Origin of the sequence: Amycolatopsis echigonensis (assembly GCF_014174495.1) — a bacterium.
Lineage (GTDB): Bacteria > Actinomycetota > Actinomycetes > Mycobacteriales > Pseudonocardiaceae > Amycolatopsis > Amycolatopsis echigonensis.
Window position 1 is genome coordinate 18,729 of record NZ_JACJHR010000033.1, and the last position, 20,087, is coordinate 38,815.

General features: G+C 70.1%; 20 protein-coding genes. 10 read left to right on the plus strand and 10 right to left on the minus strand.

The window, feature by feature from the left end; translation table 11 throughout:
• Nucleotides 1–9 precede the first annotated feature (9 nt).
• Genes xdhC through H5411_RS22975 form a run of 3 tightly spaced genes read right to left on the minus strand, consistent with a single transcriptional unit; the run spans nt 10 to nt 4,621 of the window.
• Complete coding sequence (xdhC, locus tag H5411_RS22965) at nt 10–834, minus strand: xanthine dehydrogenase accessory protein XdhC (protein ID WP_101438680.1); 825 nt, start codon at nt 832–834, stop codon at nt 10–12.
• The gene (gene xdhB / locus H5411_RS22970; RefSeq protein WP_101438681.1) at nt 831–3,200 is read right to left on the minus strand and encodes a xanthine dehydrogenase molybdopterin binding subunit; all 2,370 of its coding nucleotides are present in this window, start codon (nt 3,198–3,200) and stop codon (nt 831–833) included. Before xdhB ends, xdhC begins: the two co-directional genes overlap by 4 nt.
• The gene (locus H5411_RS22975) at nt 3,197–4,621 is read right to left on the minus strand and encodes a xanthine dehydrogenase small subunit (RefSeq protein ID WP_101438682.1); all 1,425 of its coding nucleotides are present in this window, start codon (nt 4,619–4,621) and stop codon (nt 3,197–3,199) included. Before H5411_RS22975 ends, xdhB begins: the two co-directional genes overlap by 4 nt.
• Nucleotides 4,622–5,058: 437 nt before the next feature.
• Between H5411_RS22975 and H5411_RS22980 the strand changes: the two genes are divergently transcribed.
• Nucleotides 5,059–5,763 carry a hypothetical protein gene (locus tag H5411_RS22980; RefSeq protein WP_101438683.1) on the plus strand — a complete coding sequence of 235 codons (705 nt, stop codon included), beginning with the start codon at nt 5,059–5,061 and terminating at the stop codon, nt 5,761–5,763.
• 52 nt (nt 5,764–5,815) lie between these two features.
• Nucleotides 5,816–7,216 carry an MFS transporter gene (locus H5411_RS22985; RefSeq protein ID WP_101438684.1) on the plus strand — a complete coding sequence of 467 codons (1,401 nt, stop codon included), beginning with the start codon at nt 5,816–5,818 and terminating at the stop codon, nt 7,214–7,216.
• A gap of 57 nt (nt 7,217–7,273) precedes the next feature.
• On the opposite strand, the gene H5411_RS22990 is transcribed toward H5411_RS22985, so the two are convergent.
• From H5411_RS22990 to H5411_RS23000, 3 genes are read right to left on the minus strand one after another with little or no spacing between them, the layout of a single operon-like run.
• Nucleotides 7,274–7,696, minus strand: coding sequence for a DUF2871 domain-containing protein (locus H5411_RS22990; RefSeq protein WP_101438685.1), 423 nt, complete (start codon nt 7,694–7,696; stop codon nt 7,274–7,276).
• Nucleotides 7,693–8,391 (minus strand): ABC transporter ATP-binding protein, encoded by a 699-nt coding sequence (locus tag H5411_RS22995; RefSeq protein WP_101438686.1) that lies wholly within the window; start codon nt 8,389–8,391, stop codon nt 7,693–7,695. The genes H5411_RS22990 and H5411_RS22995 overlap by 4 nt, the downstream gene beginning before the upstream one ends.
• A complete protein-coding gene (locus tag H5411_RS23000; RefSeq protein ID WP_101438687.1) occupies nt 8,391–9,407 on the minus strand; it encodes an ABC transporter permease in 1,017 nt (338 codons plus the stop codon). The genes H5411_RS22995 and H5411_RS23000 overlap by 1 nt, the downstream gene beginning before the upstream one ends.
• Before the next feature lie 165 nt (nt 9,408–9,572).
• Here H5411_RS23000 and H5411_RS23005 point away from each other — a divergent pair, with 165 nt between their 5' ends.
• The 8 genes from H5411_RS23005 to H5411_RS23040 all read left to right on the plus strand — a co-directional run bounded on the left by H5411_RS23005 (nt 9,573) and on the right by H5411_RS23040 (nt 16,031).
• Nucleotides 9,573–10,748, plus strand: a complete 1,176-nt coding sequence (locus H5411_RS23005) for a sensor histidine kinase (RefSeq protein WP_101438688.1) — start codon at nt 9,573–9,575, stop codon at nt 10,746–10,748.
• Entirely contained in the window at nt 10,745–11,362 is a 618-nt protein-coding gene (locus tag H5411_RS23010) for a response regulator (RefSeq protein WP_101438689.1), read from the plus strand. The genes H5411_RS23005 and H5411_RS23010 overlap by 4 nt, the downstream gene beginning before the upstream one ends.
• A gap of 499 nt (nt 11,363–11,861) precedes the next feature.
• On the plus strand, nt 11,862–13,013 hold the full coding sequence (locus H5411_RS23015) for a cation:proton antiporter (protein ID WP_183124967.1): 1,152 nt from the start codon (nt 11,862–11,864) through the stop codon (nt 13,011–13,013).
• On the plus strand, nt 13,010–13,387 hold the full coding sequence (locus tag H5411_RS23020) for a hypothetical protein (RefSeq protein WP_183124968.1): 378 nt from the start codon (nt 13,010–13,012) through the stop codon (nt 13,385–13,387). The genes H5411_RS23015 and H5411_RS23020 overlap by 4 nt, the downstream gene beginning before the upstream one ends.
• A 101-nt stretch (nt 13,388–13,488) precedes the next feature.
• Nucleotides 13,489–14,445 carry a hypothetical protein gene (locus H5411_RS23025; protein ID WP_183124969.1) on the plus strand — a complete coding sequence of 319 codons (957 nt, stop codon included), beginning with the start codon at nt 13,489–13,491 and terminating at the stop codon, nt 14,443–14,445.
• Nucleotides 14,446–14,588: 143 nt separating this feature from the next.
• Nucleotides 14,589–15,182: a GNAT family N-acetyltransferase gene (locus H5411_RS23030; RefSeq protein ID WP_183124977.1), complete on the plus strand. Its 594-nt coding sequence runs from the start codon at nt 14,589–14,591 to the stop codon at nt 15,180–15,182.
• Between the two features lie 48 nt (nt 15,183–15,230).
• The gene (locus tag H5411_RS23035) at nt 15,231–15,602 is read left to right on the plus strand and encodes a VOC family protein (RefSeq protein ID WP_183124970.1); all 372 of its coding nucleotides are present in this window, start codon (nt 15,231–15,233) and stop codon (nt 15,600–15,602) included.
• A 267-nt stretch (nt 15,603–15,869) separates the two neighbouring features.
• Nucleotides 15,870–16,031 carry a hypothetical protein gene (locus H5411_RS23040; RefSeq protein WP_183124971.1) on the plus strand — a complete coding sequence of 54 codons (162 nt, stop codon included), beginning with the start codon at nt 15,870–15,872 and terminating at the stop codon, nt 16,029–16,031.
• 23 nt (nt 16,032–16,054) lie between these two features.
• Here H5411_RS23040 and H5411_RS23045 read toward each other — a convergent pair whose 3' ends face one another.
• The 4 genes from H5411_RS23045 to H5411_RS23060 all read right to left on the minus strand — a co-directional run bounded on the left by H5411_RS23045 (nt 16,055) and on the right by H5411_RS23060 (nt 20,015).
• On the minus strand, nt 16,055–16,987 hold the full coding sequence (locus H5411_RS23045) for an acyl-ACP desaturase (RefSeq protein WP_183124972.1): 933 nt from the start codon (nt 16,985–16,987) through the stop codon (nt 16,055–16,057).
• 381 nt (nt 16,988–17,368) lie between these two features.
• Nucleotides 17,369–17,878: a type II 3-dehydroquinate dehydratase gene (gene aroQ, locus H5411_RS23050; RefSeq protein ID WP_101438695.1), complete on the minus strand. Its 510-nt coding sequence runs from the start codon at nt 17,876–17,878 to the stop codon at nt 17,369–17,371.
• Nucleotides 17,879–17,924: 46 nt separating this feature from the next.
• Nucleotides 17,925–19,289, minus strand: a complete 1,365-nt coding sequence (locus H5411_RS23055; RefSeq protein WP_101438696.1) for an MFS transporter — start codon at nt 19,287–19,289, stop codon at nt 17,925–17,927.
• Between the two features lie 129 nt (nt 19,290–19,418).
• Entirely contained in the window at nt 19,419–20,015 is a 597-nt protein-coding gene (locus tag H5411_RS23060) for a TetR/AcrR family transcriptional regulator (RefSeq protein WP_376772211.1), read from the minus strand.
• Between the last annotated feature and the right edge of the window lie 72 nt (nt 20,016–20,087).

The window sequence follows — 20,087 nt, forward strand, 5'->3', positions numbered from 1 at the left end:
GCAAGCGATTTACGCCTGAAGGGCTCCCGGCTGGACCCGCGCCTGGAATTTCCGCAGCAGCGCCGCCGCGACGCTCACCGCGATCACCGCCGGTTCCTTCCCGGTCAGGTCCGGGAGCCCGATGGGGGTCGTGATCCGGGACAGCGCCGCCTCGTCGTGGCCGAGGTCGGTCAGGCGTTTCCGGAACCGCGACCATTTCCCGGCGGACCCGATCAGGCCGACCGACCCGCACGTGCCGCTGCGCAGAGCCGCGTCGCACAGCGCGATGTCCTCGGCGTGGTCGTGCGTCATGATCAGCACGTGCGTGCCCGCGGGCAGCTCCGCGAGCACCGTCTCCGGCAGCAGCGGGACCTGGTGGACGTGCACGCTCGCCACCGCGTCGTCGAGCACGGCCAGCCGTTCCGCGGTCAGCTGCTCCGGCCGGCTGTCGATCAGGTGCAGCGAGACCTCGTGCCGGGCGAGCACCCGCGCCAGCTCCAGGCCGACGTGCCCGACCCCGAAGACCGCCACCGCCGGACGCACCGGAAGCGGCTCGAACAACAGCGTCATCGTCCCTCCGCAGCATTGCACGCCGTGCTGGTAAGGAGCCTTGTCGGACAGCGAAAGCGTTTGCAGCACCGGCGCGGTCGCGTTGTCCCGCAACAGTTCCCGGGCCCGGTCGATCGCGACCGCCTCGGCATTGCCGCCGCCGATCGTGCCGTGGCATTCCGAGGGGCCGACCACCATTTTCGCGCCGCCCTCGCGCGGGGTGTGCCCGCGCGAGGACGTCACGGTGACGAGCACGCCCGGCAGCCCCGCGTCCCGCAGGTGCTGGACCGCGCTGATCCAGTTCATGGCTGGCCCACCAGATCCGGCACCTGCGCTTCGATCTCCGGAGCGGCGGTGACGACGCGGTCGATCGCCCAGAACACGGCCTCCGGCGTCGCCGGAGAAGCCAGATCGACGCTTCGCCCGGGCTCTCCGAAGGCGGCGACCGCCTGCCGCAACGCCTCCCGCACCGCGAAGGCCAGCATCAACGGCGGCTCGCCGACCGCCTTCGAGCCGTAGACCGCGCCTTCTTCCGCGGCGTCGGCCAGCAGCGTGACGTTGAATTCCTCCGGCATCTCCGACAGGCTCGGCAGCTTGTACGTGCTCGCCGCCTGGGTCGCGAGCCGTCCGCGAGACGGCCGGTCGGATTCGTCCCAGCGCAGGTCTTCCAGCGTCAGCCAGCCCATGCCCTGCACGAAGCCGCCCTCGATCTGGCCGATGTCGATCAGCGGGGACAGGCTGTCGCCGACGTCGTGCACGATGTCGACCCGCCGCGTCCGGTACGCGCCGGTGAAGTCGTCCACCTCGACCTCGGCCAGCGCCGCGCCGTAGGCGAAGTACTTGAACGGCGATCCGCTCATCGTGGCGGAATCCCAGCTCAGCCCCTCGGTCCGGTAGTACCCGGCGGCCGACAGGTGCACCCGGTCGAAGTAGGCCGCGTGCACGAGCTCGTCCCAGCCGATTTCCTCGCCGGAGGACGTGCGCGCGGCGCCGCGGACGATCCGGACGTCGCTTTCCGGGACTCCGAGCTTGCCCGCCGCGACGGCGACAAGCCGGTCGCGGATCTGCTCGCAGGCGTTCTTGACCGCACCGCCGTTGAGGTCCGCGCCCGAACTCGCCGCGGTGGCCGAGGTGTTCGGCACCTTGTCCGTCCGGGTCGGGGCCAGCCGCACCTTCTCCGGCGGCACGCCCAGCGCGGTCGCGGCCACCTGTAGCATCTTCGTGTGCAGGCCCTGGCCCATTTCGGTGCCGCCGTGGTTGATCAGCACCGAGCCGTCTTTGTAGACGTGCACCAGCGCGCCGGCCTGGTTGAACGCAGTGAGGTTGAAGGAAATCCCGAACTTCACCGGCGTGATCGCGAGGCCGCGCTTGGCATGCGCGTGTTTCGCGTTGTACGCGGCGATCTCGGCCTGCCGACGTTCGGCGTCGCCCGAGTCCAGCAGCTGCTGCCAGATCCGGTGGAGGCGTTCCGGGTGCCGGACCGGCATCCCGTACGGCGTGTCCTGGCCTTCGGTGTAGAAGTTGCGCCGCCGCAGCTCAGCCGGGTCGATGCCGAGCAGCGGTGCGCAGCGGCCGAGGATGTCCTCGATCACCAGCATGCCCTGCGGCCCGCCGAAGCCGCGGAACGCGGTCTGCGACGTCTTGTTCGTCTTCGCGATCCGCCCCATCGCGCGGACGTGCGGAATCCAGTACGCGTTGTCGACGTGGCACAGCGCGCGGGCGAGCACCGGTTCGGACAGGTCGAGGCTCCAGCCGCCGTCCGCGGTCAGCACGACGTCGAGGGCCTGCAGCTTGCCGTCGGCGTCGAAACCGACGCTCCATTCGGCGCGGAAACCGTGCCGCTTGCCGGTCATCGTCATGTCCTGCGTGCGGGTGAGCCGCAGCCGCACCGGACGTCTGGTGAGCGTGGCTCCGAGCGCGGCGACGGCGGCGTACCCGTGCGGCTGCCATTCCTTGCCGCCGAACCCGCCGCCCATCCGCAGGCTCTGCACGGTGACCTCGTGGCTGTGCTTACCCAGCACGTGCGCCACGATGTCCTGCGTTTCCGACGGATGTTGCGTGCTGCTCTGCACGAAGACTTGGTCGGATTCGTCGACGTGGGCCAGTGCGCATTGGGTTTCCAGGTAGAAGTGCTCCTGGCCGGCGAAGTCGAACTCGCCGCGGAAAACGTGCGCCGAACTGGCCAGCGCCGGGTCGACGTCGCCGCGTGCCACCACCCGCGGCTCGCCCTGGAAACTGCCCGCGGCGATCGCTTCGCCGACTGTCACCAGCGACGGCAGCGCCTCGGTGTCCACCTCGACGGCCGCCGCGCCCAGCCGTGCCGCCTCCAGCGTCTCGCCGAGCACCCAGCACACCGCGTGGCCGTAGAACATGACCTCGGACGGGAACAGCGGTTCGTCGTGGTGCACGCCGGAATCGTTGACGCCGGGGACGTCCGCCGCGGTGAGGACGCGAACCACGCCGGGTACGGCTTCGGCCGCTTCGGTGCGGATCGCGAGCACCTTCGCGTGGGCCTCGTTTACCTGTACGGGGTACGCGTGCAGCACGTCCTTGGTGCGGGCGACGAGGTCGTCGGTGTACAACGCGGTGCCCCGGACATGCGCTGCGGCGGCTTCGTGCGGCCGGGCGATCCCGATGGACGGGCTTTCCGGGCGTTCGGACAAGGCGCTCATGCTCGTGCCCCCTCCAGGGAGTCGGCGTGAAGTTTCAGCAAGCTGCGGCCCAAAGTCGCGGCGCGGTAGGCAGCGCTCGCTCGGTGGTCGTCCATCGGCGTGCCCTCGCCGCGCAGGATTTCCGCCGCGGCGCGGACGGTTTCCTCGCTCCATGGCTGATCGACGAGTGCGGCTTCGGTTTCGATAGCGCGAATCGGCGTCGCGGCGACCCCGCCGAGCCCGATCCGCGCGGTGCGCACGAGACCGTCTTCGATGTCAAGCGCGAACGCGACGGCGACGCTGGAAATGTCGTCGAACCGCCGCTTCGCGACCTTGTGGAACGCGGTGGTTCCGGCCAGCGGCAAGGGAATCCGCACCGACCGGATCAGCTCGTCGGCCCGCCGGACGCTCTGCCGGTAGCCGGTGAAGTACTCGGCGAGCGGCACCTCGCGCTCTCCGTCTACAGAGGACAAGACAACGCTTGCGCCGAGGGCGAGCAGCACCGGTGCCGAGTCGCCGATCGGCGAACCGGTGCCGAGGTTTCCGCCGAGGGTCGCGGCATTCCGGATCAGCCGGGACGCGAACTGCGGGATCAGCTGGCTCAGCAGCGGCACCCGTCCGCCGAGACGGCGGTCCATTTCGGTCAGGCTCAGCCCGGCGCCGATCTCGATCGCGTCCGCGCCGATGTCCAGGACCTGCAGCTCCGGCACGCGATCGATGGCGACAACGCAGTCCGCTCGCACGCCGCGGATGTTCACCTCGACGCCCCAGTCCGTCGACCCGGCCACGAAAGTCGCGTTAGGACGGTCGTGGCGCAGCTGCAGCGCTTCGGCCCAGCTGGCCGGGCGAAGGTAGTCCCGGCCGCCGTCATGCAGTTGCGTCGCGACGGGTTCTGGTGCGCGGCAGGTTCGCCGCTGCGCCAACGGGTCTTCGGCCGGAGGAGCACCGAGCGCGTGCGCGGCGTCGCGGATCGGCCGGTATCCGGTGCAGCGGCAGAGATTGCCGCTCAGCGCGTGGATGTCGAAGCCGTTCGGCGCGTGGTCGTCGCCGGTCGCGTCGCGGTCGCTGCGGTAGTACTCGGCCGCCATGCTGCAGACGAACCCAGGAGTGCAGTACCCGCACTGGGATCCGCCGCACACGGCCATTTCGTGCTGGACCGGGTGCAAGTCCTCAGTGGACCCGAGACCCTCGGCCGTCCACACCTCCTGCCCGTCCAGCGAACCGACCGGGGCGAGGCACGCGTTGATCGCGACCAGGTCCGTCGGGGATGCGACGCCGGGGCGCGCGACCAGGATCGCGCACGCGCCGCATTCGCCTTCCGCGCAGCCCTCCTTGCAGCTGGTCAGGCCCTGTCCGCGGAGCCAGTCCAGTGCCGTGGTGTGGACGGGAACGTCGCCGATCGCGGTGCGTTTCCCGTTGACGGTGACCTCGGGGTCGACCATCGGAGTTCCTCTCGTCTTTTCTCGGCTGGGTCCACGGCCGCCGACGCGCCGGATCGGCGCGGGTCAGGGGACCGTGAAGAGTGGTCAGGCGGAGGCCTGACGGCACCGGGACCCGGGGTCCCGGGCGAGAGCGCGACCGAGCGGGGAGACCGCTCAGGGCCGCGTTGGCCAGCCGTGCGCGACGCGCCCCTTGTTCCAGGCGGACTGGCGCGTGCGCTGACGGAGGTCGGCGAGCTGTCCGGAAGTCAGAAGCACGCGCACCTCCTCGAGAGCGAACGGAACGGGCGGTGCGGGCGCACCGCCGTTGACGAAGCGTAACGCCGGGCGCAGGCGCAGACAAGGGCCGGCGTCGCCCGGACTGAGACCCACGACACACTTCCAGATACCCCCTAGGGGTATAAAGTTCGTGCCGTCGAGAACGAGCGAAGGAGAAACCGATGAACGTCAACGGCACCGCACTTTCGGCCGGCGAGGTCCAGCTCGGCGTGGTGCACGCCCCCGCTCGCGCGGGGCAGGACGGCGAGCTTTCGTTCACCGTCGCCACCGCCGGTGGACAACCGGTCACCAAATACGAGGAGGCGCACGGCAAGCAGTTACACCTGATCGTGGTTCGCACCGACGGCGCGCACTTCCGGCACCGTCATCCGGTGCTCGACCCGGAGACCGGCGTATGGACGATCCCCTGGACGTGGGACGCGGCGGGCACCTACCGGGTCTTCACCGATCTGACCCCGGCGGGCGGCGAGAGCGTCACGCTGTCGCGCACGGTCGAGGTGGCCGGTGACTACCAGCCGCAGGCCCCGGAACCGGTCGCGAAGAGCGTGGTCGACGGCTACGAGGTGACCCTCGAAGGCACGCTCGCGGCCGGCGCCGGAACGATGCTGACCGCCCGCGTGACCCGCGACGGACAGCCGGTCACCGATCTGGAGCCGTATCTGGGGTCGTTCGGGCATCTGGTCGCGCTGCGCCAGGGCGACCTCGCTTACCTGCACATCCACGCGCTCGCCGACGGGAAGCCCGGGCCGGAGATCCGCTTCCACGCCGAAGCCCCGACGACCGGCCGGTACCTGCTGTACCTGGACTTCCAGGCCGAGGGCGTCGTGCGTACCGCGGCGTTCGTCCTCGACGCCGGACTCGCCTGAGCCGCCGGATGCCGTGCTGCTGCCGTTCCCCTTGAAGAGAAAGCGAAAAACGATGACTACCGCACAAGAAACCCGGCCGAACACCCTCCGCTGGTGGGCGCTCGGGCTGATCGCCCTGGCCCAGTTCATGGTGATCATGGACACCTCGATCATCGGCGTCGCACTGCCGCGCATGCGCGACGCCCTCGGCTTCACGCCCAGCACCCTGTCCTGGGTCTTCAACGCTTACGTGATCGCCTTCGGCGGCTTGCTGCTGCTCGGCGGGCGACTATCGGATTTGTTCGGCGCCAGAAGGCTTTTCGCCGCTGGGTGGGCCATTCTCCTGGCCGGTTCGGTGCTCGCCGGAGCCGCGGGGAACGTGCCGGTCGAACTCGCCGGCCGGGTCGTACAGGGCGCGGGAGCCGCGCTCATCGCCCCGTCCGCGCTGACGTTGTTGATGATGCTCTTCGGCAGCAATCCGAAGGAACTCACCAAAGCCCTGGCACTGTACGGCGCGGCGGCTCCGGCCGGCGGTACCGCGGGGGTGTTCCTCGGCGGAGTGATCACCGAGTACCTGTCGTGGCCGTGGGTGTTCTACCTGAACGTGCCGATCGCGCTGCTCGCCCTGTTCGCGACTCGGGCCGTCCTGCCTGGGGGAGCGGCGGGAACCCGCGGCGCCGTCGACGTCCTCGGCGCGCTGACTGTCACCCTCGGCTTGGGCACGCTGGTGTACGGGATTGTCCGCGCTCCGGAAGCGGGCTGGGCGGCCGCGGAAACCTGGATCGCGCTCGGTGCCGGTTTCGTCTTGCTGGCCGGTTTCGTGGTGCGGCAAGCGAAAGCACGCACTCCGCTGATGCGGTTGTCGATTTTCCGCGCTCCCCGGCTCGGCGCTGCGAACCTGGCGCAGGTTTTCCTGGGTGCGGCGTGGATTCCGATGTGGTTCTTCCTGAACCTCTACCTGCAGCAGGTGCTCGGCTTCCGCGCCTTCCCGGCCGGCGCCGCGCTGCTGCCGATGACCGCGCTGATCATGCTGGGAATGATCGCGCTGGCCCCGCGGGTGATCGGCCGGTTCGGCCCGAAGCCGCCGATCGTCGCCGGACTGCTCTTGCTGGCGGCCGGACTGGGCTGGCTCGCGCTGGTGCGCGCGGACGGCAGCTTCTGGGTCGACGTCCTGCCCGCGTCGCTCGTCGCGGCGCTGGGGATGTCGCTGGCGTTCATCCCGTCGCTCAGCACGGCGATTTCCGCGGCCCGGCCGGAAGAAGGCGGGCTCGCGTCGGGCATCGTGAACACCGGCTACCAGGTGGGTTCGGCGCTGGGGCTGGCCGTGATGACCGCGCTGGCGGCGGCTTCGGGCGCGGGTGCGCTCGGCGACCCGGCGGCGTTGACCAGCGGCTACTCGGTCGCCTTCGTCGGCTCCGCGGCGATCGCGCTCGTCGGCGCCGGCCTCGCGGCGCTCACCTTCCGCCGCCGGTAAGTCCGTGAAGGACTCCTTGCGGGAACCAGATTCCCGCAAGGAGTCCTTCACGGTACGTCAGGCTTTCGTCTCGGCGGGCTTCCAGATCCGGCCGTGCAGGCCGACGAACAGCAGGACGAACGCCACCGTCAGCAGGATGTGCCCCAGCCCGGCGATCCCGGCGATCGCCGCGCCGGATTCCTTGCCCAGCACGGTGAGCGTGCCGTGCACGACCATTCCGCCGACCGTGATCAGCATCCCGGCGTGGTAAATCCAGAAGAACGGCGCGAACGACCTCGTCTCCGAGAGCGCGAACACCTTGTCCAGCACCAGGACGATCAGGAACACCAGCGTCCCGAGCGCGAGCAGGTGGGTGTGCACAATGGACAGCTGGGTGTCGCCGGTGAAGTTCCTCGCCTTGGTCAGCTCGCGGTAGTAGAGCCCGCCGAGCAGGCCGAGGATCGTGTAGATCGCGGCGGCCCAGTAGATCTTCTTCGTCATCGGTTCTCCTCGGCGCCGGCCCGGGCCGGCTGGTGGATCCGTCCGTCGACGACCTCGTGCACCGAGTCGACCCCTTCGAGGTGGGAGCGGTCGTGGGTGACCAGTACGGTCGCCGTCGCCTGTTGGTGCGTGATCGTAGTGAGCAGATCGATCACCGCCGCGCCGCGGTCCTGGTCCAGCGCGCTCGTCGGTTCGTCGACCAGCAGCACCGCGGGCTCGTTCATCAACGCGCGCGCGATGTTCACCCGCTGCTGCTGTCCGCCGGAAAGCCGCCCCGGCCGATGTATGGCCCGGTCGGCGAGCCCGACCGCGTCGAGCAGCTCCCTCGCTCGTTTCGTCGCCTCGCGACGCGGCGTTCCGTTCAGGTGCGCCATGACTTCCAGCTGTTCCACCGCGGTGAGCGAGGCGAGCAGATTCGGTTGCTGGAACACGATCCCGATCGTCGAGCGACGCAGGTCCGCCAGCGCGGCCCGGTCGAGGTCCGCGGTGTCGACCTCGCCGACGACCACGCGTCCGCGATCCGGCCGGATGAGCGTCGCGGCGACGGCCAGCAGGCTCGATTTGCCGGACCCGGACGGTCCGACCACCGCGGCGACGCTCCCGGCAGGCACGTGGAGGTCGACCTGGTCGAGCGCGGTGAGACGGGAATCGCCGTCGGGGTAGGTGAGGGTGACGCCGGACAGGTGCAGGCTCATCAGTGCGCTCCGGAGGTGAGGGCGGTCAGCGGATCGACGGAGGTGATGCGACGGACCGCCAGCGCGGCCCCGAGCACACCGAGGACCACCAGCACCGCGGCCGGGCCGAGCAAGGTGCCCGCGCCGAGCACGAACGGCACCGTTCCCGACGCGACCGCTCCGAGCGCGGCGGCGAGCCCGGTCCCGAGCACGGTTCCGCCGATCAGCAGCACGACGGCTTGGCCGAGTGCGTCGCGCAGCAGGTACTTCGTGGTCGCGCCGAGCGCTTTCAGCACCGCGATGTCGCGGCTGCGCTGGATCGTCCACACGGTGAAGAACGCGCCGATCACCAGCGCGGCGATCACGAAGAGGAACCCGCGCATGAGCTGGAGCGAGCCGTTTTCCGCCGAGTAGGAACCGATCGCGGACAACGCGTCGTCCTTCGCGACGGTGCGAGTGCCGAGGCGCGCGTCCGCCGCGGCGAAATCGGTGGACGGGTCGGTGGTCACCGCGAGGACTGTCGCGTTTGGACCGGCGGAATGCGTCCACACCACCGGGAGATGGCTGTAGGAGTCGTCTCCGGCGATGGCGGTCACGGTGACCTTCTGGCCTTGCAGGGTGAGCTGATCGCCTTCCGTGGCCTTCAACGCGTCGGCCGCGCCGGTGGACAACACGGCCGTGCCCGGGCTCGGGTTCCGGACCCCGAACGCCGCCACCGTGGCGGTGCGCCCGCCGACCGCCGCGCTGGCCGTGCTGATCGCGATCGGCTCCGCGCTGGTCACTCCGGGAACCCGGGCGTACTGCTCGGCCTGCTCTCGGGTCACTGTGGACTGTCCAAACGAGAGGGATCCGCGGCCGGGTTCGGCGAAGACCAGGTGATCGGCCCGTAATCCGGTGATCGCGGACGTGCTCTGCGCGGCCAGCCCCGCGGTGAGCCCGGACAACAGCCCGACCAGCAACGTCATCAGCACGACGACGGTCCCCATCAACGCGAACCGGCCCTTGGCGAAGCGCAGATCCCGCCACGCGACGAACATGTGCGTCCCTTCCTTCTCGGTGTGCCACCCAGCCTCGTCCGGCCGGTGCGCGGGAACATCGCGCTGCGGATGGCCGGCTGGGAATCGATGGGTGCACTCGCCGCTCAACCTTTCGATTGATGCGGATTCCGCTCGGGACCCGGACAATCGAGGCAGGAGGCTTTCGTGAACCCGCACACCCTCGACCGGCCGTTGCGCGTGCTGCGCGTCTGCCTGCACCTCCTGCTGGCCGGGCTGCTGGTGCTCGCCGTCGCGCGCGCGTTCGCCGAAGGCCTCCCGAACGCACCCGCGGTGCTCGCGGGTGCGCTGGTGATGGGCGGCGTCTACACCGCGGGCCCGCTGCTGTCCCGCGTCGGCCGGGTGCCGGGCGCGACGGCCGGATGGCTTGCCGTGCTGGGCATCGCGTGGCTCGTGCTGCTGTGGCTCACTCCGGACGGGGTGTGGCTGGCTTTCCCGCTGTACTTCCTCCAGATGCATCTGCTGCCGACACGCTGGGGTCTCGTCGTCGTCGCGCTCACCACCGTCCTCGCGATTGCCGGTTTCACGCGCCACCAAGGCGGATTCAGCGTCGGCGTGATCATCGGCCCGGCGCTCGGAGCCGCCGTCGCGGTCGCCACCGTGCTCGGCTACCAGGTGCTCTACCGCGAAAGCGAGCAACGGCGGCACCTCATCGAGGAGCTGCGCGAAACCCGCAACGACCTGGCCGCGATGGAACATTCCGCCGGAGTCCTCGCCGAACGCGAACGGCTGGCACGGGAAATCCACGACACCCTGGCCCAGGGGCTGTCGAGCATCCACCTGCTGCTCCGCGCCGCCGAACGCGCTTTGCCGGACCGTCCCGACGCCGCGGTCCCGCACGTCGCCCAGGCTCGGCAAGCCGCCCAAGACAACCTGACCGAAGCCCGCCGTCTCGTCTACGCCCTGGCCCCGGTGGAGTTGGAAGGCGCTTCCTTGCCCGCGGCGCTGGAACGCCTCTGCGCGACCACGCAACAACGTTCCGGCCTGACTGTCCACTTTCACCTCAGCGGCACCCCGTTCGACGTGCCGACGGCGTACGAGGTCGCCTTGCTGCGCATCGCCCAATCGGCGCTGGCCAATACCGTCCGGCACGCCGCGGCCGGCCGGGCCGAGCTGACCTTGAGTTACATGGACACGAGCATCACCCTGGACGCCGTGGACGACGGCATCGGCTTCGACCCGCAAGCAGTGCGCAGCGGCAGCGGTTTCGGCCTGCCCGCGATGCGCGCCCGCGCCCGGTCCCTCGGCGGCTCGTGGACCGTGGAATCGTCGCCCGGCACCGGCACCGCACTGGCCGTGAGCTTCCCCGTGGAGCCGCGATGATCCGCCTCCTGCTGGCCGACGACCATCCCGTCGTCCGGGCCGGACTGCGCGCCGTCCTGGAAACCGAGCCGGACCTGGAGGTCGTCGCCGAAGCGTCCTCCGCCGCGGAAGCGGTCCGCCTGGCCGCCGGGGTGGACGTCGTGCTGATGGATCTCCAATTCGGCTCCGGAATGCACGGCTCCGAAGCGACCGCGAAGATCACCGCCGCGACGGACGCGCCGAAAGTCCTGGTCCTGACGACCTACGACACCGACGGCGACATCCTGGCCGCGATCGAAGCGGGCGCCACTGGGTATCTGCTGAAGGACGCGCCGCCGGAGGACCTCGCCGCCGCGGTGCGGAACGCCGCCGCCGGACAGACCGTCCTGGCCCCCGCGGTCGCCCACCGCCTGATGAACCGCATGCGCACCCCGGCGGCCGCGTTGTCGCCGCGGGAGATCGAGGTGCTGGGGCTGGTCGCGGACGGGCTGTCGAACCTGGAGATCAGCAAGAGGCTGTTTCTGAGCCAGGCGACGGTGAAATCGCATCTGGTGCACATCTACACGAAGCTCGGAGTGGATTCCCGGACCGCGGCGGTGGCGGCGGGGAAGGAGCAGGGACTGATCCGCCGCTGACGGTCGGCGCCCGGGGTTTCGGCGGAGGCATTCCGCGGCTGGCCAGTTGTCGGCGGCTAGGACCGGGCCGCATTGTGGTTTTCTCTGTAGCCGTTGTGCGCGGCTTCGGGGTCGGTGAGGGGCCCCTTTGATGCCAGGGAGTCAAGCCGCGTGGCCGCACCGGCTGTTGAGCGTCCACAAAGGACGCCAAGCCTGGCGAACGCCCGATTTATCGCTATTCGGCTGTTCGCGGACGATAACCCGCTCCCAGCACCCGGAGGGCCCGTCGCCAGTCAGCCCGGGCCCGCGAGGTCATTCGGCCTCGGCAGGAGCGCTTCAGCCCCGCCCATCGTGCCGCCTTGAGTTCCTGGCGTTGGAACTAAGCTCCCTCCGGACGTTCGCGGTGCCGGGCCGGACGAGCGCCGGATTTCCGGATGCCGCAGCCGCGCCGCAACCAGGTGACGGGAGTGGTCCGGAAAGCCGGGCCGGGCGACAATACCCGGCGGGAGGAGGCGTGCCGATGACTCTGTTCGCGATGGCCGTCGTCCTTCTCGCCGGTCTGGCCGGGCCGCTGCTGGCCACCCCGGAACGCGCCCGGATCCCGATCGTCGTCGGGGAAATCCTGCTCGGCGTCGTCGTCGGCCGGACCGGGTTCGGCTGGGTGAAGGCCGACGATCCGATCCTCTCCTACGTCGCCTCCGCCGGGTTCGCGCTGGTGATGCTGGTCGCGGGCAGCCACGTGCCGTTGCGGGACCCGGCGTTGCGCGTCGCGGCCGGGCGAGGGGCGTTGCTGGCCGCGCTCGTGGGCGTGTTGTCCGTGCCCGCCGGATTCGGGGTGGCGGCGCTCATCGGCACCGGGCACGGGCTGCTTTACGCCGTCCTCCTCGCGTCCAGTTCCGCAGCGCTGGTGATGCCGGTGCTGAACGAGACGAAACTCGGCACGCCGCCCGCGCTGGCCTTGATCGTGCAGGTCGCGATCGCGGACACGGCGTGCATCGTGGCGTTGCCGCTGGCGGCGGCGCCGGAGCGGGCCGGGCGGGCGGCCCTGGGCGCGCTGGCGGTGGTCGCGGCCGGTGCGGCGTGGTTCGCGATCTTGCGGTGGCTGCATTCCCGCGGCCTCGTCGACAAAGCGCACGACCTCAGCAAGTCCCGGCATTTCGGCCTCGAACTCCGGGTCGCGCTGATTGTCCTTTTCGGACTCGCCGGGCTGGCTCAGCTCGTCGGGGTGTCGGTGATGCTGGCGGGATTCGTCGCGGGGCTCGCGCTGGCCGCGGTGGGGGAGCCGCGCCGGCTCGCGCGGCAGTTGTTCGCGGTGACCGACGGCTTTCTCGGACCGGTGTTTTTCGTGTGGCTGGGCGCTTCGCTCGACGTGCGCGCGCTCGGCCAGCATCCGGTGATGCTCCTGCTGGCGGCGTTGATCGCGGCCGGGTCGATCGTGGTCCACGGCGCGACGCGGCTGCTGGGACAGCCGTTGCCGCTGGCCGTGCTCGCGGGTGCGCAACTGGGGGTGCCGGTCGCGGCGGTCACGATCGGCACGCACGAACGATTGCTCGCTCCGGGCGAGGGCGGGGCGATCCTCGCCGCGGCGCTGATCAGCGTCGGCGTCACCGCGTGGGCCGCGTCCCGCGCTGCCAAGGCTGCCCAAGAGGTCGAATCGAGGGAGGCGTCATGAAAGAACACTGGAAAGACGAACCGGACGAGCACGATTATCCGGCAGCATTCGACTATCTCACCCTCGTCGCGCCCGAGGAGGCCGCGACCGGCCTGGTCGAGCAGTTGAAGCAAGCGAAGCTGACGCACCGCAAAGCGAAGGACATCCTGCGCGCCAGCAGGCTGAAGCTGCTGCCCGAGGACAACGTGCACGTCGCGAAGGATCTCGAGAAGGTCAAGGACGGCAAGGCGCTCTCGCCGGTCCTGCTCGTCCGCGGGCACGGCCACCCCGGTTTCGAGACGGCCGACGACCTCGTCATCGCGGACGGTTACCACCGCGTGTGCGCTTCGTATCACCTCGACGAAAATGCCGACATTCCGTGCAAATTGATTTGAGGACCGCCGGGATTCCGAATTGATTGCGAAGGTCCGCGGCTCGTAACGCCCGCCCGTGGCTGTCGATCTTTGGGTGCGGGATCGACGAGACAGGCGGGCGAGTGGACGAGCACAACATCGAGAATCACCCGGATCTGATGGATCCGGATTGGCAGCGGCACGCCGAGAAGGAAGCCTGGACCGGCCTGCGCCGCCAGCGTCGCCGGGCGCGCAGGCGCAGGTGGCTGACCATCTCCGCCGCGGTCGTGATCGTCGTGGCCGCGGCGGGGTTTTACCTGTGGAAGCAGGGGACGCGTCCGGAGGAGATCGCCGGGAACACGCCCGCCGTGCCCGCGGCGACCACCACCGCGCCCGCGCCGACCGACCTCCCCGACTCCGCGCACGTCGACCTGACCCGGCCGTTCGACAAGACCCCGGCGCAGAACTGGCCCGACGGCATCGCCGGGCTGACGATCCCGGCCCCGGCGAAGGTCGGCTCGTTCTCCGCGAAGCAGGTCGGGGACGCGCAGGCGCAGGTGAAGCACGCGGTCGAGGTCGCGCAGTTCGACAAGGACGTCCTGGAAGGACATCACCCGGACGGGTACATCGGGCTTTTCGCTCCCAACGCCCGAGCGGAGCTCCAGGCCAACCCTCCGGGCTACGTGATCTACCTGGAGGACGGTTACCGCCTCCTGCCCGTGCAGCCGAGAATGACCGGGACGATGACCGTGCGCCCGGGCGAGGCCGGAGAGCTGTACTTGCACGTCTCGTATGTGGTGGCCTACGCCTTCGATCCCGGCAGCCGCGTCGTCGAAGGGCCCGCCGACCTGGACCCCTTCGTCCGGGCCGACGCCGACTACGTCGTGCGCAGCGGTTCGTCGTGGGACAAGGGCGACCGCGGCCTGTGGCTGAGCAAGTCCGACGGGTACTTCACCAGCGTGTCGTGCGACGCCCGCAAGAACAACCGGCTCGGTCCCGCGTTCGCCGACACGGACTTCACGGGCTCCTCGCTGACACCCGACCCGGGACAGTTCGATCCGGGCAAACCCGTTCCGGTCAAGGGAAACTGCAAGGAGTGACGGGATCCGGCTCCGATCGGGGATTCTCCTGACCGCGGTCCGGACGCGGCCCGGTACCATCACTCCCGATGATCACGAATGTGTCTCGGCGGGCCGGGTCCGGCGCCGTCGCCCCGTGGCGGGTCGACGAGGTCGGACGGAAGGTGCGGCTGCGCGAGGTCCGCCCCGGCGACCAGCGCACCCTCGCCGGATTCGACCGGGACTCCGTCCGGGCTCGGGACCCGCAGGTCGGCGGCTACCGGCACTGGGCGACGCATCGCGGGCACGCCTCCCCGGACGGCTTCCACTTCGCGATCGAGACGCTGCACAACCGGACGCTCGTCGGGTCGGTCTGGGTCGAAACGGACCCGTTCGCCGGCCGGTTCAGCTACGGCATCGGGATCGGCCCGCAGCACCGCCGCTGCGGGTACGCCGCCGACGCCGTCGCGCTGCTGCTGGCGTTCATGTTCGAGCGGTGCCGGTACCGGGCGTGCGAGGTGAGCGTCAACGGCAGCAATTTCGCCTCGTTGTCGCTGCACGGCGAGCTGGGTTTTCGCGAGGAGGCCCGGCTCCGCGACGCCGAGTTGCGGCGCGGGGAGATCAAGTACCCCGTCCTGATGAGCATCACGGCGGAGCAGTTCGCCGAGCGTCATCTGGCGCTGACGGCTCGGGGCTCCGGCCGGTCGTCGCGCGGGCGGCACTGGCGAGTCCAACGCCCTGGACGGCATCGCCGCATCGCCTACTCCGCCGGCGGCTAGCTCCCGTTTCTCCAAGCTTCCGCGAACCCGATCTGCGACGCTGACCGGGTGATCAAGCGCATCATCGCCTACTCCGAAGGCCCCGACGACGCCGCGACCCGCGACTTCTACGTCCGCGTCCTCGGGCTCGACGTCGCCATGGAATATCCGGTTCTCGGCCTCCGCAGCAGCGACCACCCAGCCGCCCAGGTGCTCGTCCTTCCGCCCGGAGGCACCGACCCCGTTCCGCGCTGGGGCATCGACCTCGGCGAACCGGAAGCAGTCGAGCGAGCCCACGCCGAAGCAGTCCGGCGCGGGCTGCGCGTCGTCTATCCGCTCACGGACGAACCGTGGGGCGTGCGGCGGTTCTTCGTCGAGGACCCGGGCGGCACCGTCGTCAACGTGCTCGCCCACGTGACGGGCAGTTCGGGCACTGAGTAGAAGATCGTTTTCCTTGCGCTCCAAGTGATCCAGCGGCTGAGCCAACGCCAGTGTCGGCACCCGCCGGGGCAACGCCGAGGCAGAGGCGCCCAGCCGTCAGCCCTCGGCAGTGTCGGCGTCACCAGGACGTTCGAGCCCGCTCCACAGAAACGGATGCCTGCGCCCAGCTGATTCGTCGCGCGCGACGAACTCGTCCAATAGTGCGTCTAAACGCGACTGCAGCTCAGCTGCGGCCTTGTCGTCGAACCGGACCACGCCGCGGCGGGTTTGCTGAAGTACCGCTGGGTCGGTCCGCTGGGCATGATGATGGCCGACGTCTCCCCGCCGGGGACCGCGGCGACCAGACTCTCGATCAGCTACAACATCACGGCGTCGGTGCTCGGCGGGTTCACGCCGATGATGGTGATTTGGGCTGATTCGGGCGACTGAGCGGCCCGTCGTCGGCGGTGACCTCAGCCTTTCGCGGCATCACGGCGAGCGGCGGCGGCGTCGCGGCGTTCCTCGAAGCGGGACGCCTGCGTGCCAAGGGAAACGAGGAAGGCCGCCAGCTCGTCTCGCGCGGTTTCGCCCACCGGGCCGAGGCCGGTCAGGTCGAACACCTTCCAGTAGCGCAGCAACGGGAGGATGACGTCGTCGTGGTGGATGCGCAGGTCGTAGATGCCGGCCTTGGCGATCAGCGCCGCTTTCCGGGCGAAGCTCGGGATCACCGCGCCCGGCATCGCGAAGTTCAGGACCTCGTCGGCGATCGCGCGCAGCGTGGCGTCGGGAGAGATCTCCAGCGCGGCCTTGACCAGGTTCCGGTAGAAGACCATGTGGAGGTTCTCGTCCGTGGACACCCTGGCCAGCAGGCGTTCGGCGAGCGGGTCCTGGGTGTAGCGGCCGGTGTTGCGGTGCGAGAGCCGGGTGGCCAGCTCCTGGAACGAGACGTACGCGCAGACGTGCAGCAGCGGTTTGTCGCCGGTCGCGTAGCCAGCCTGCATGGTCGCCATCCGCATGCGTTCCAGCTCGACCGGGTCGACGGCGCGGGTCACCAGGAGGTAGTCGCGGATGCAGATGCCGTGCCTGCCTTCCTCGGCCGTCCACCGGTGCACCCAGGTGCCCCAGGCCCCGTCGCGGCCGAACGCGCGCTCGATTTCGCGGTGGTAGCTCGGCAGGTTGTCCTCGGTGAGCAGGTTGACCTCGAGCGCCGTCCGCGCGACCGGGCTGACCCGGGACTGCTCGGGGTCCCACGCCTCCCCGCCGAGATCGGCGAAGTCGCGCCCCTGGCTCCAGGGGACGTACTCGTGCGGCATCCACTCCTGCGCGGCGGCGAGGTGCCGGTTGAGATTCTCCTCGACCGTCCCTTCCAGTTCGTGCAACAAGCGCGTGCTTTCGGAAAGCGGCATGAGGACGACCTTTCGTACCTACGCGACCGTAACTTACGGTGCCGTAAGTACGGTCAACGGCCGCGAGGCCCGCCGGGTTCCCGCGGCGGCGGTCCGGGTGATGCCGCTCACGGCTCCCGGGTGCGTACGGACCGACGGCCTGCGCGGATAGGCTTGCCCGGTGTCAGGGACCGTGGCCCGGAGGCCAGCGTGGTTGCCTTGCTGGTCTGCCTGGCGCCCATCGTGGTGCTGCTCCGGCGAGCCGTCCGCACCGGCCAGCCAGGTCCGGCCCCGCCAGCGGGTTCGCCGGACCTCCGCTTGACCCCTCGGCCGTGGTCCTGCGACTGAACGGCCTCGCAGAGCTCGGAGCCGCCGGTCTGGAATCGGGTGCCCAGGACGGCGTTATCCAGCAGCGCCTGCAGGTTCGCCGGGCCTTGCGTGCGGTGGCGGCCTCGTCGAGCGGACGTCCCGGCGTTCGAGAGCTTGGTGCAAGACCTCGACTCCGTAGGCGTAGCCGTGAATGCCCGCACCGGCAATCACTGCTTCGGCGAGGTCGGAAACGTAGGAGTGGTGCCGAAACGGCTCGCGTCGGTGGATGTTGGTGAGGTGCACTTCGGCGACGAGCAGTTCGGACGCAAGGAGCGCGTCGCGGAGGGCGACGGAGGTGTGGGTGAGCGCGCCGGGGTTGAGCACGACGCCGTCGGTGGCGCCTCGGGCTTCGTGAAGACGGTCGATCAGCGCTCCTTCCCAGTTGCTCTGCAGAAAATCGGTTTCGTAGCCGAGTTCCTTGGCGCGGGCCGCGGCGAGTTGTTCGGCGTCGGCCAGCGTGTGCGTGCCGTAGAGGTCGGGCTCGCGGGTGCCGAGGAGATTCAGGTTGGGGCCGTTGAGGATCAGCAGCCGGTGGTGTCGCATGTGGACTCCTGGGCGGGCGGCGGTTCGGCCGCCCGCCCGCGGGGCGTCAAGCGGTGACGGTGCGCTCGTCATTGGCGGGGCGGGAGACCGGGCGGCCCAGGTCGGCCAGCGGTGTGCGGTAGGTCTCGCGCATGGTCAGCACGGCGAGCGCGGAGACCACGCAGGCGGCGGTGGTCAGCGCGGCGACGGGCATCCAGTTCGCCAGCTTGGGCCCGGCCAGCGCGGCGGCGACCGACGGCGCGAACCCGCCGAGCGCGAAGCCGAACTGCGTGCCGACCGCGACGCCGGACATCCGGACCCGGGTGCCGAACTGCTCGGTCCACAGTGCGTAGCCGACGCCGCCGTAGGCGCTGTACACGATGCCGGACAACAGGATTCCGACGACGAAGACGAGGGCCAGGTTGTTCTGGCTGACCGCCCAGATGAACGGCCAGATCAGCACGGCCACGCCGAGGGAGCCGAAGAGGAACACGGGTTTGCGGCCGAACCGGTCGCCTGCCTTGCCGAACAGCGGGATGGCCACGAGCGCGACGATGTTCCCGGTCATGATCATCCACAGCAGCGCGGTGCGGGACATGCCGATGGTGGAGGCCCCGTAGGTCAGCGAGTAGATGGTGACGATGGTGCTGGACACCGACACCAGTGCGCTGAACACGATCTTGAGCACGTCCGGCGTGTGGTGGCGCAGCAGCACGGCGAGCGGAGCCCGGGGCGTGGCGCGTTCGTGCTTCGCGGTCTCGAACTCCGGGCTTTCGTGCAGGGACCGCCGGATCCACCAGCCGGCCACCGTCACCGCGGCGCTGAGCAGGAACGGGATCCGCCAGCCCCAGGACAGCAGTTCCTCGCTCGGCATCGCCGAGATCGGCAGGAACACCGCGGTGGCCAGGATCAGCCCGAACTGCGTGCCGGCGAGGGTGAAGCTGGTGAAGTACGCGCGTTTGCCCGGCGGGGCGTGTTCGAGGGTCGTCGAACCGGCGCTCGACTGTTCTCCGGCGACGACGAGACCCTGCACCAGCCGCAGCACCAGCAGCAGAATCGGTGCGGCGAATCCGATCGTGCTGTATCCGGGCAGGACGCCGATGAGGAAGGTCGCGAGGCCCATCCCGGACAGGGTCAGCAGCAGCACTCGTTTCCGGCCGATCGTGTCGCCGAGGTGCCCGAAGAGGAACGAGCCGACCGGGCGCGCCACGTAGGCGACGCCGAAGGTGGCGAGCGAGGCGACGGTCGCGGCGGCCGCGTTGCCGTGCGGGAAGAACACTTTCGGGAAGATCAGCGCCGCGGCCGTCCCGTAGATGAAGAAGTCGTAGTACTCGAGAGCGCTGCCGATCCACGAGGACACGGCGGCTTTGCGCGGGGTGCGGCGAGGGGAGTCCGGCGTGGCCGGATCCGGGCGCAGGACGGCGTCGTCCACGTCTGCCTCCTTGGCGGCCGCGCGCGGCGGCCGGGGTTCGTCCACTCGGAATGTACCGACTGGTTATGTACCGGATGGTGAGTTAGCGAACCCCGTGGTGTCAAGACCCGGCGAGGGATCCGGTGGGTCTCAGGCCCGGCCGACGTGCGCGGTGAGGTACTCCAGGACCAGGTCGCCGAGCATCCGGCGGTAGTGCGCGCGCCGCGCGGGATCCAGCAGGTCGCGGTCGAAGATGGCCTGGAAGGTGTGCTGGTTGGCGGTCCGGAACACGCAGAACGCGCTGATCACCATGTGCACGTCGAGCGCGTCGACGTCCTCGCGGAACAGTCCCGCCGCGCGGCCGCGGTCGAGGATGCCGCCGAGCACGTCGACGGCGGGCGCGGCGAGCCCGGGCAGGATCGGCGAGGTGCGCAGGTGCTCGGCGTGGTGGATGTTCTCGATGCCGACGAGCCGGATGAACGCGGGATGCGATTCGTGGTGGTCGAAGGTCAGTTCGGCGAGCGCGCGCATGGCGCGGGCCGGGTCGAGGTGGTCGACGTCCAGCTGCTGCTCCAGGGCGCGGATCCCCTGGTAGGCGTGCTCGAGGACGGCTACGTAGAGGCGTTCCTTGCTCCCGAAGTAGTAGTAGATCATCCGCTTGGTGGTGCGGGTGCGGGCGGCGATCTCGTCGACGCGCGCGCCGTCGTACCCGCGGTCGGCGAACTCCTCGGTGGCGATGTCGAGGATCTCCGCCCGGGTGCGTTCGGCGTCGCGCTGCCTTTCCGCGGGCTCGGCGGACCCGTTCGCCTCGGCGCGGAC

Coding starts and splice junctions, on each gene's coding strand:
- xdhC (WP_101438680.1), bottom strand. CDS start 834: ATGAACTGGATCAGCGCGGTCCAGCACCTGCGGGACGCGGGGCTGCCG.
- xdhB (WP_101438681.1), bottom strand. CDS start 3,200: ATGAGCGCCTTGTCCGAACGCCCGGAAAGCCCGTCCATCGGGATCGCC.
- H5411_RS22975 (WP_101438682.1), bottom strand. CDS start 4,621: ATGGTCGACCCCGAGGTCACCGTCAACGGGAAACGCACCGCGATCGGC.
- H5411_RS22980 (WP_101438683.1), top strand. CDS start 5,059: ATGAACGTCAACGGCACCGCACTTTCGGCCGGCGAGGTCCAGCTCGGC.
- H5411_RS22985 (WP_101438684.1), top strand. CDS start 5,816: ATGACTACCGCACAAGAAACCCGGCCGAACACCCTCCGCTGGTGGGCG.
- H5411_RS22990 (WP_101438685.1), bottom strand. CDS start 7,696: ATGACGAAGAAGATCTACTGGGCCGCCGCGATCTACACGATCCTCGGC.
- H5411_RS22995 (WP_101438686.1), bottom strand. CDS start 8,391: ATGAGCCTGCACCTGTCCGGCGTCACCCTCACCTACCCCGACGGCGAT.
- H5411_RS23000 (WP_101438687.1), bottom strand. CDS start 9,407: ATGTTCGTCGCGTGGCGGGATCTGCGCTTCGCCAAGGGCCGGTTCGCG.
- H5411_RS23010 (WP_101438689.1), top strand. CDS start 10,745: ATGATCCGCCTCCTGCTGGCCGACGACCATCCCGTCGTCCGGGCCGGA.
- H5411_RS23015 (WP_183124967.1), top strand. CDS start 11,862: ATGACTCTGTTCGCGATGGCCGTCGTCCTTCTCGCCGGTCTGGCCGGG.
- H5411_RS23020 (WP_183124968.1), top strand. CDS start 13,010: ATGAAAGAACACTGGAAAGACGAACCGGACGAGCACGATTATCCGGCA.
- H5411_RS23045 (WP_183124972.1), bottom strand. CDS start 16,987: ATGCCGCTTTCCGAAAGCACGCGCTTGTTGCACGAACTGGAAGGGACG.
- aroQ (WP_101438695.1), bottom strand. CDS start 17,878: ATGCGACACCACCGGCTGCTGATCCTCAACGGCCCCAACCTGAATCTC.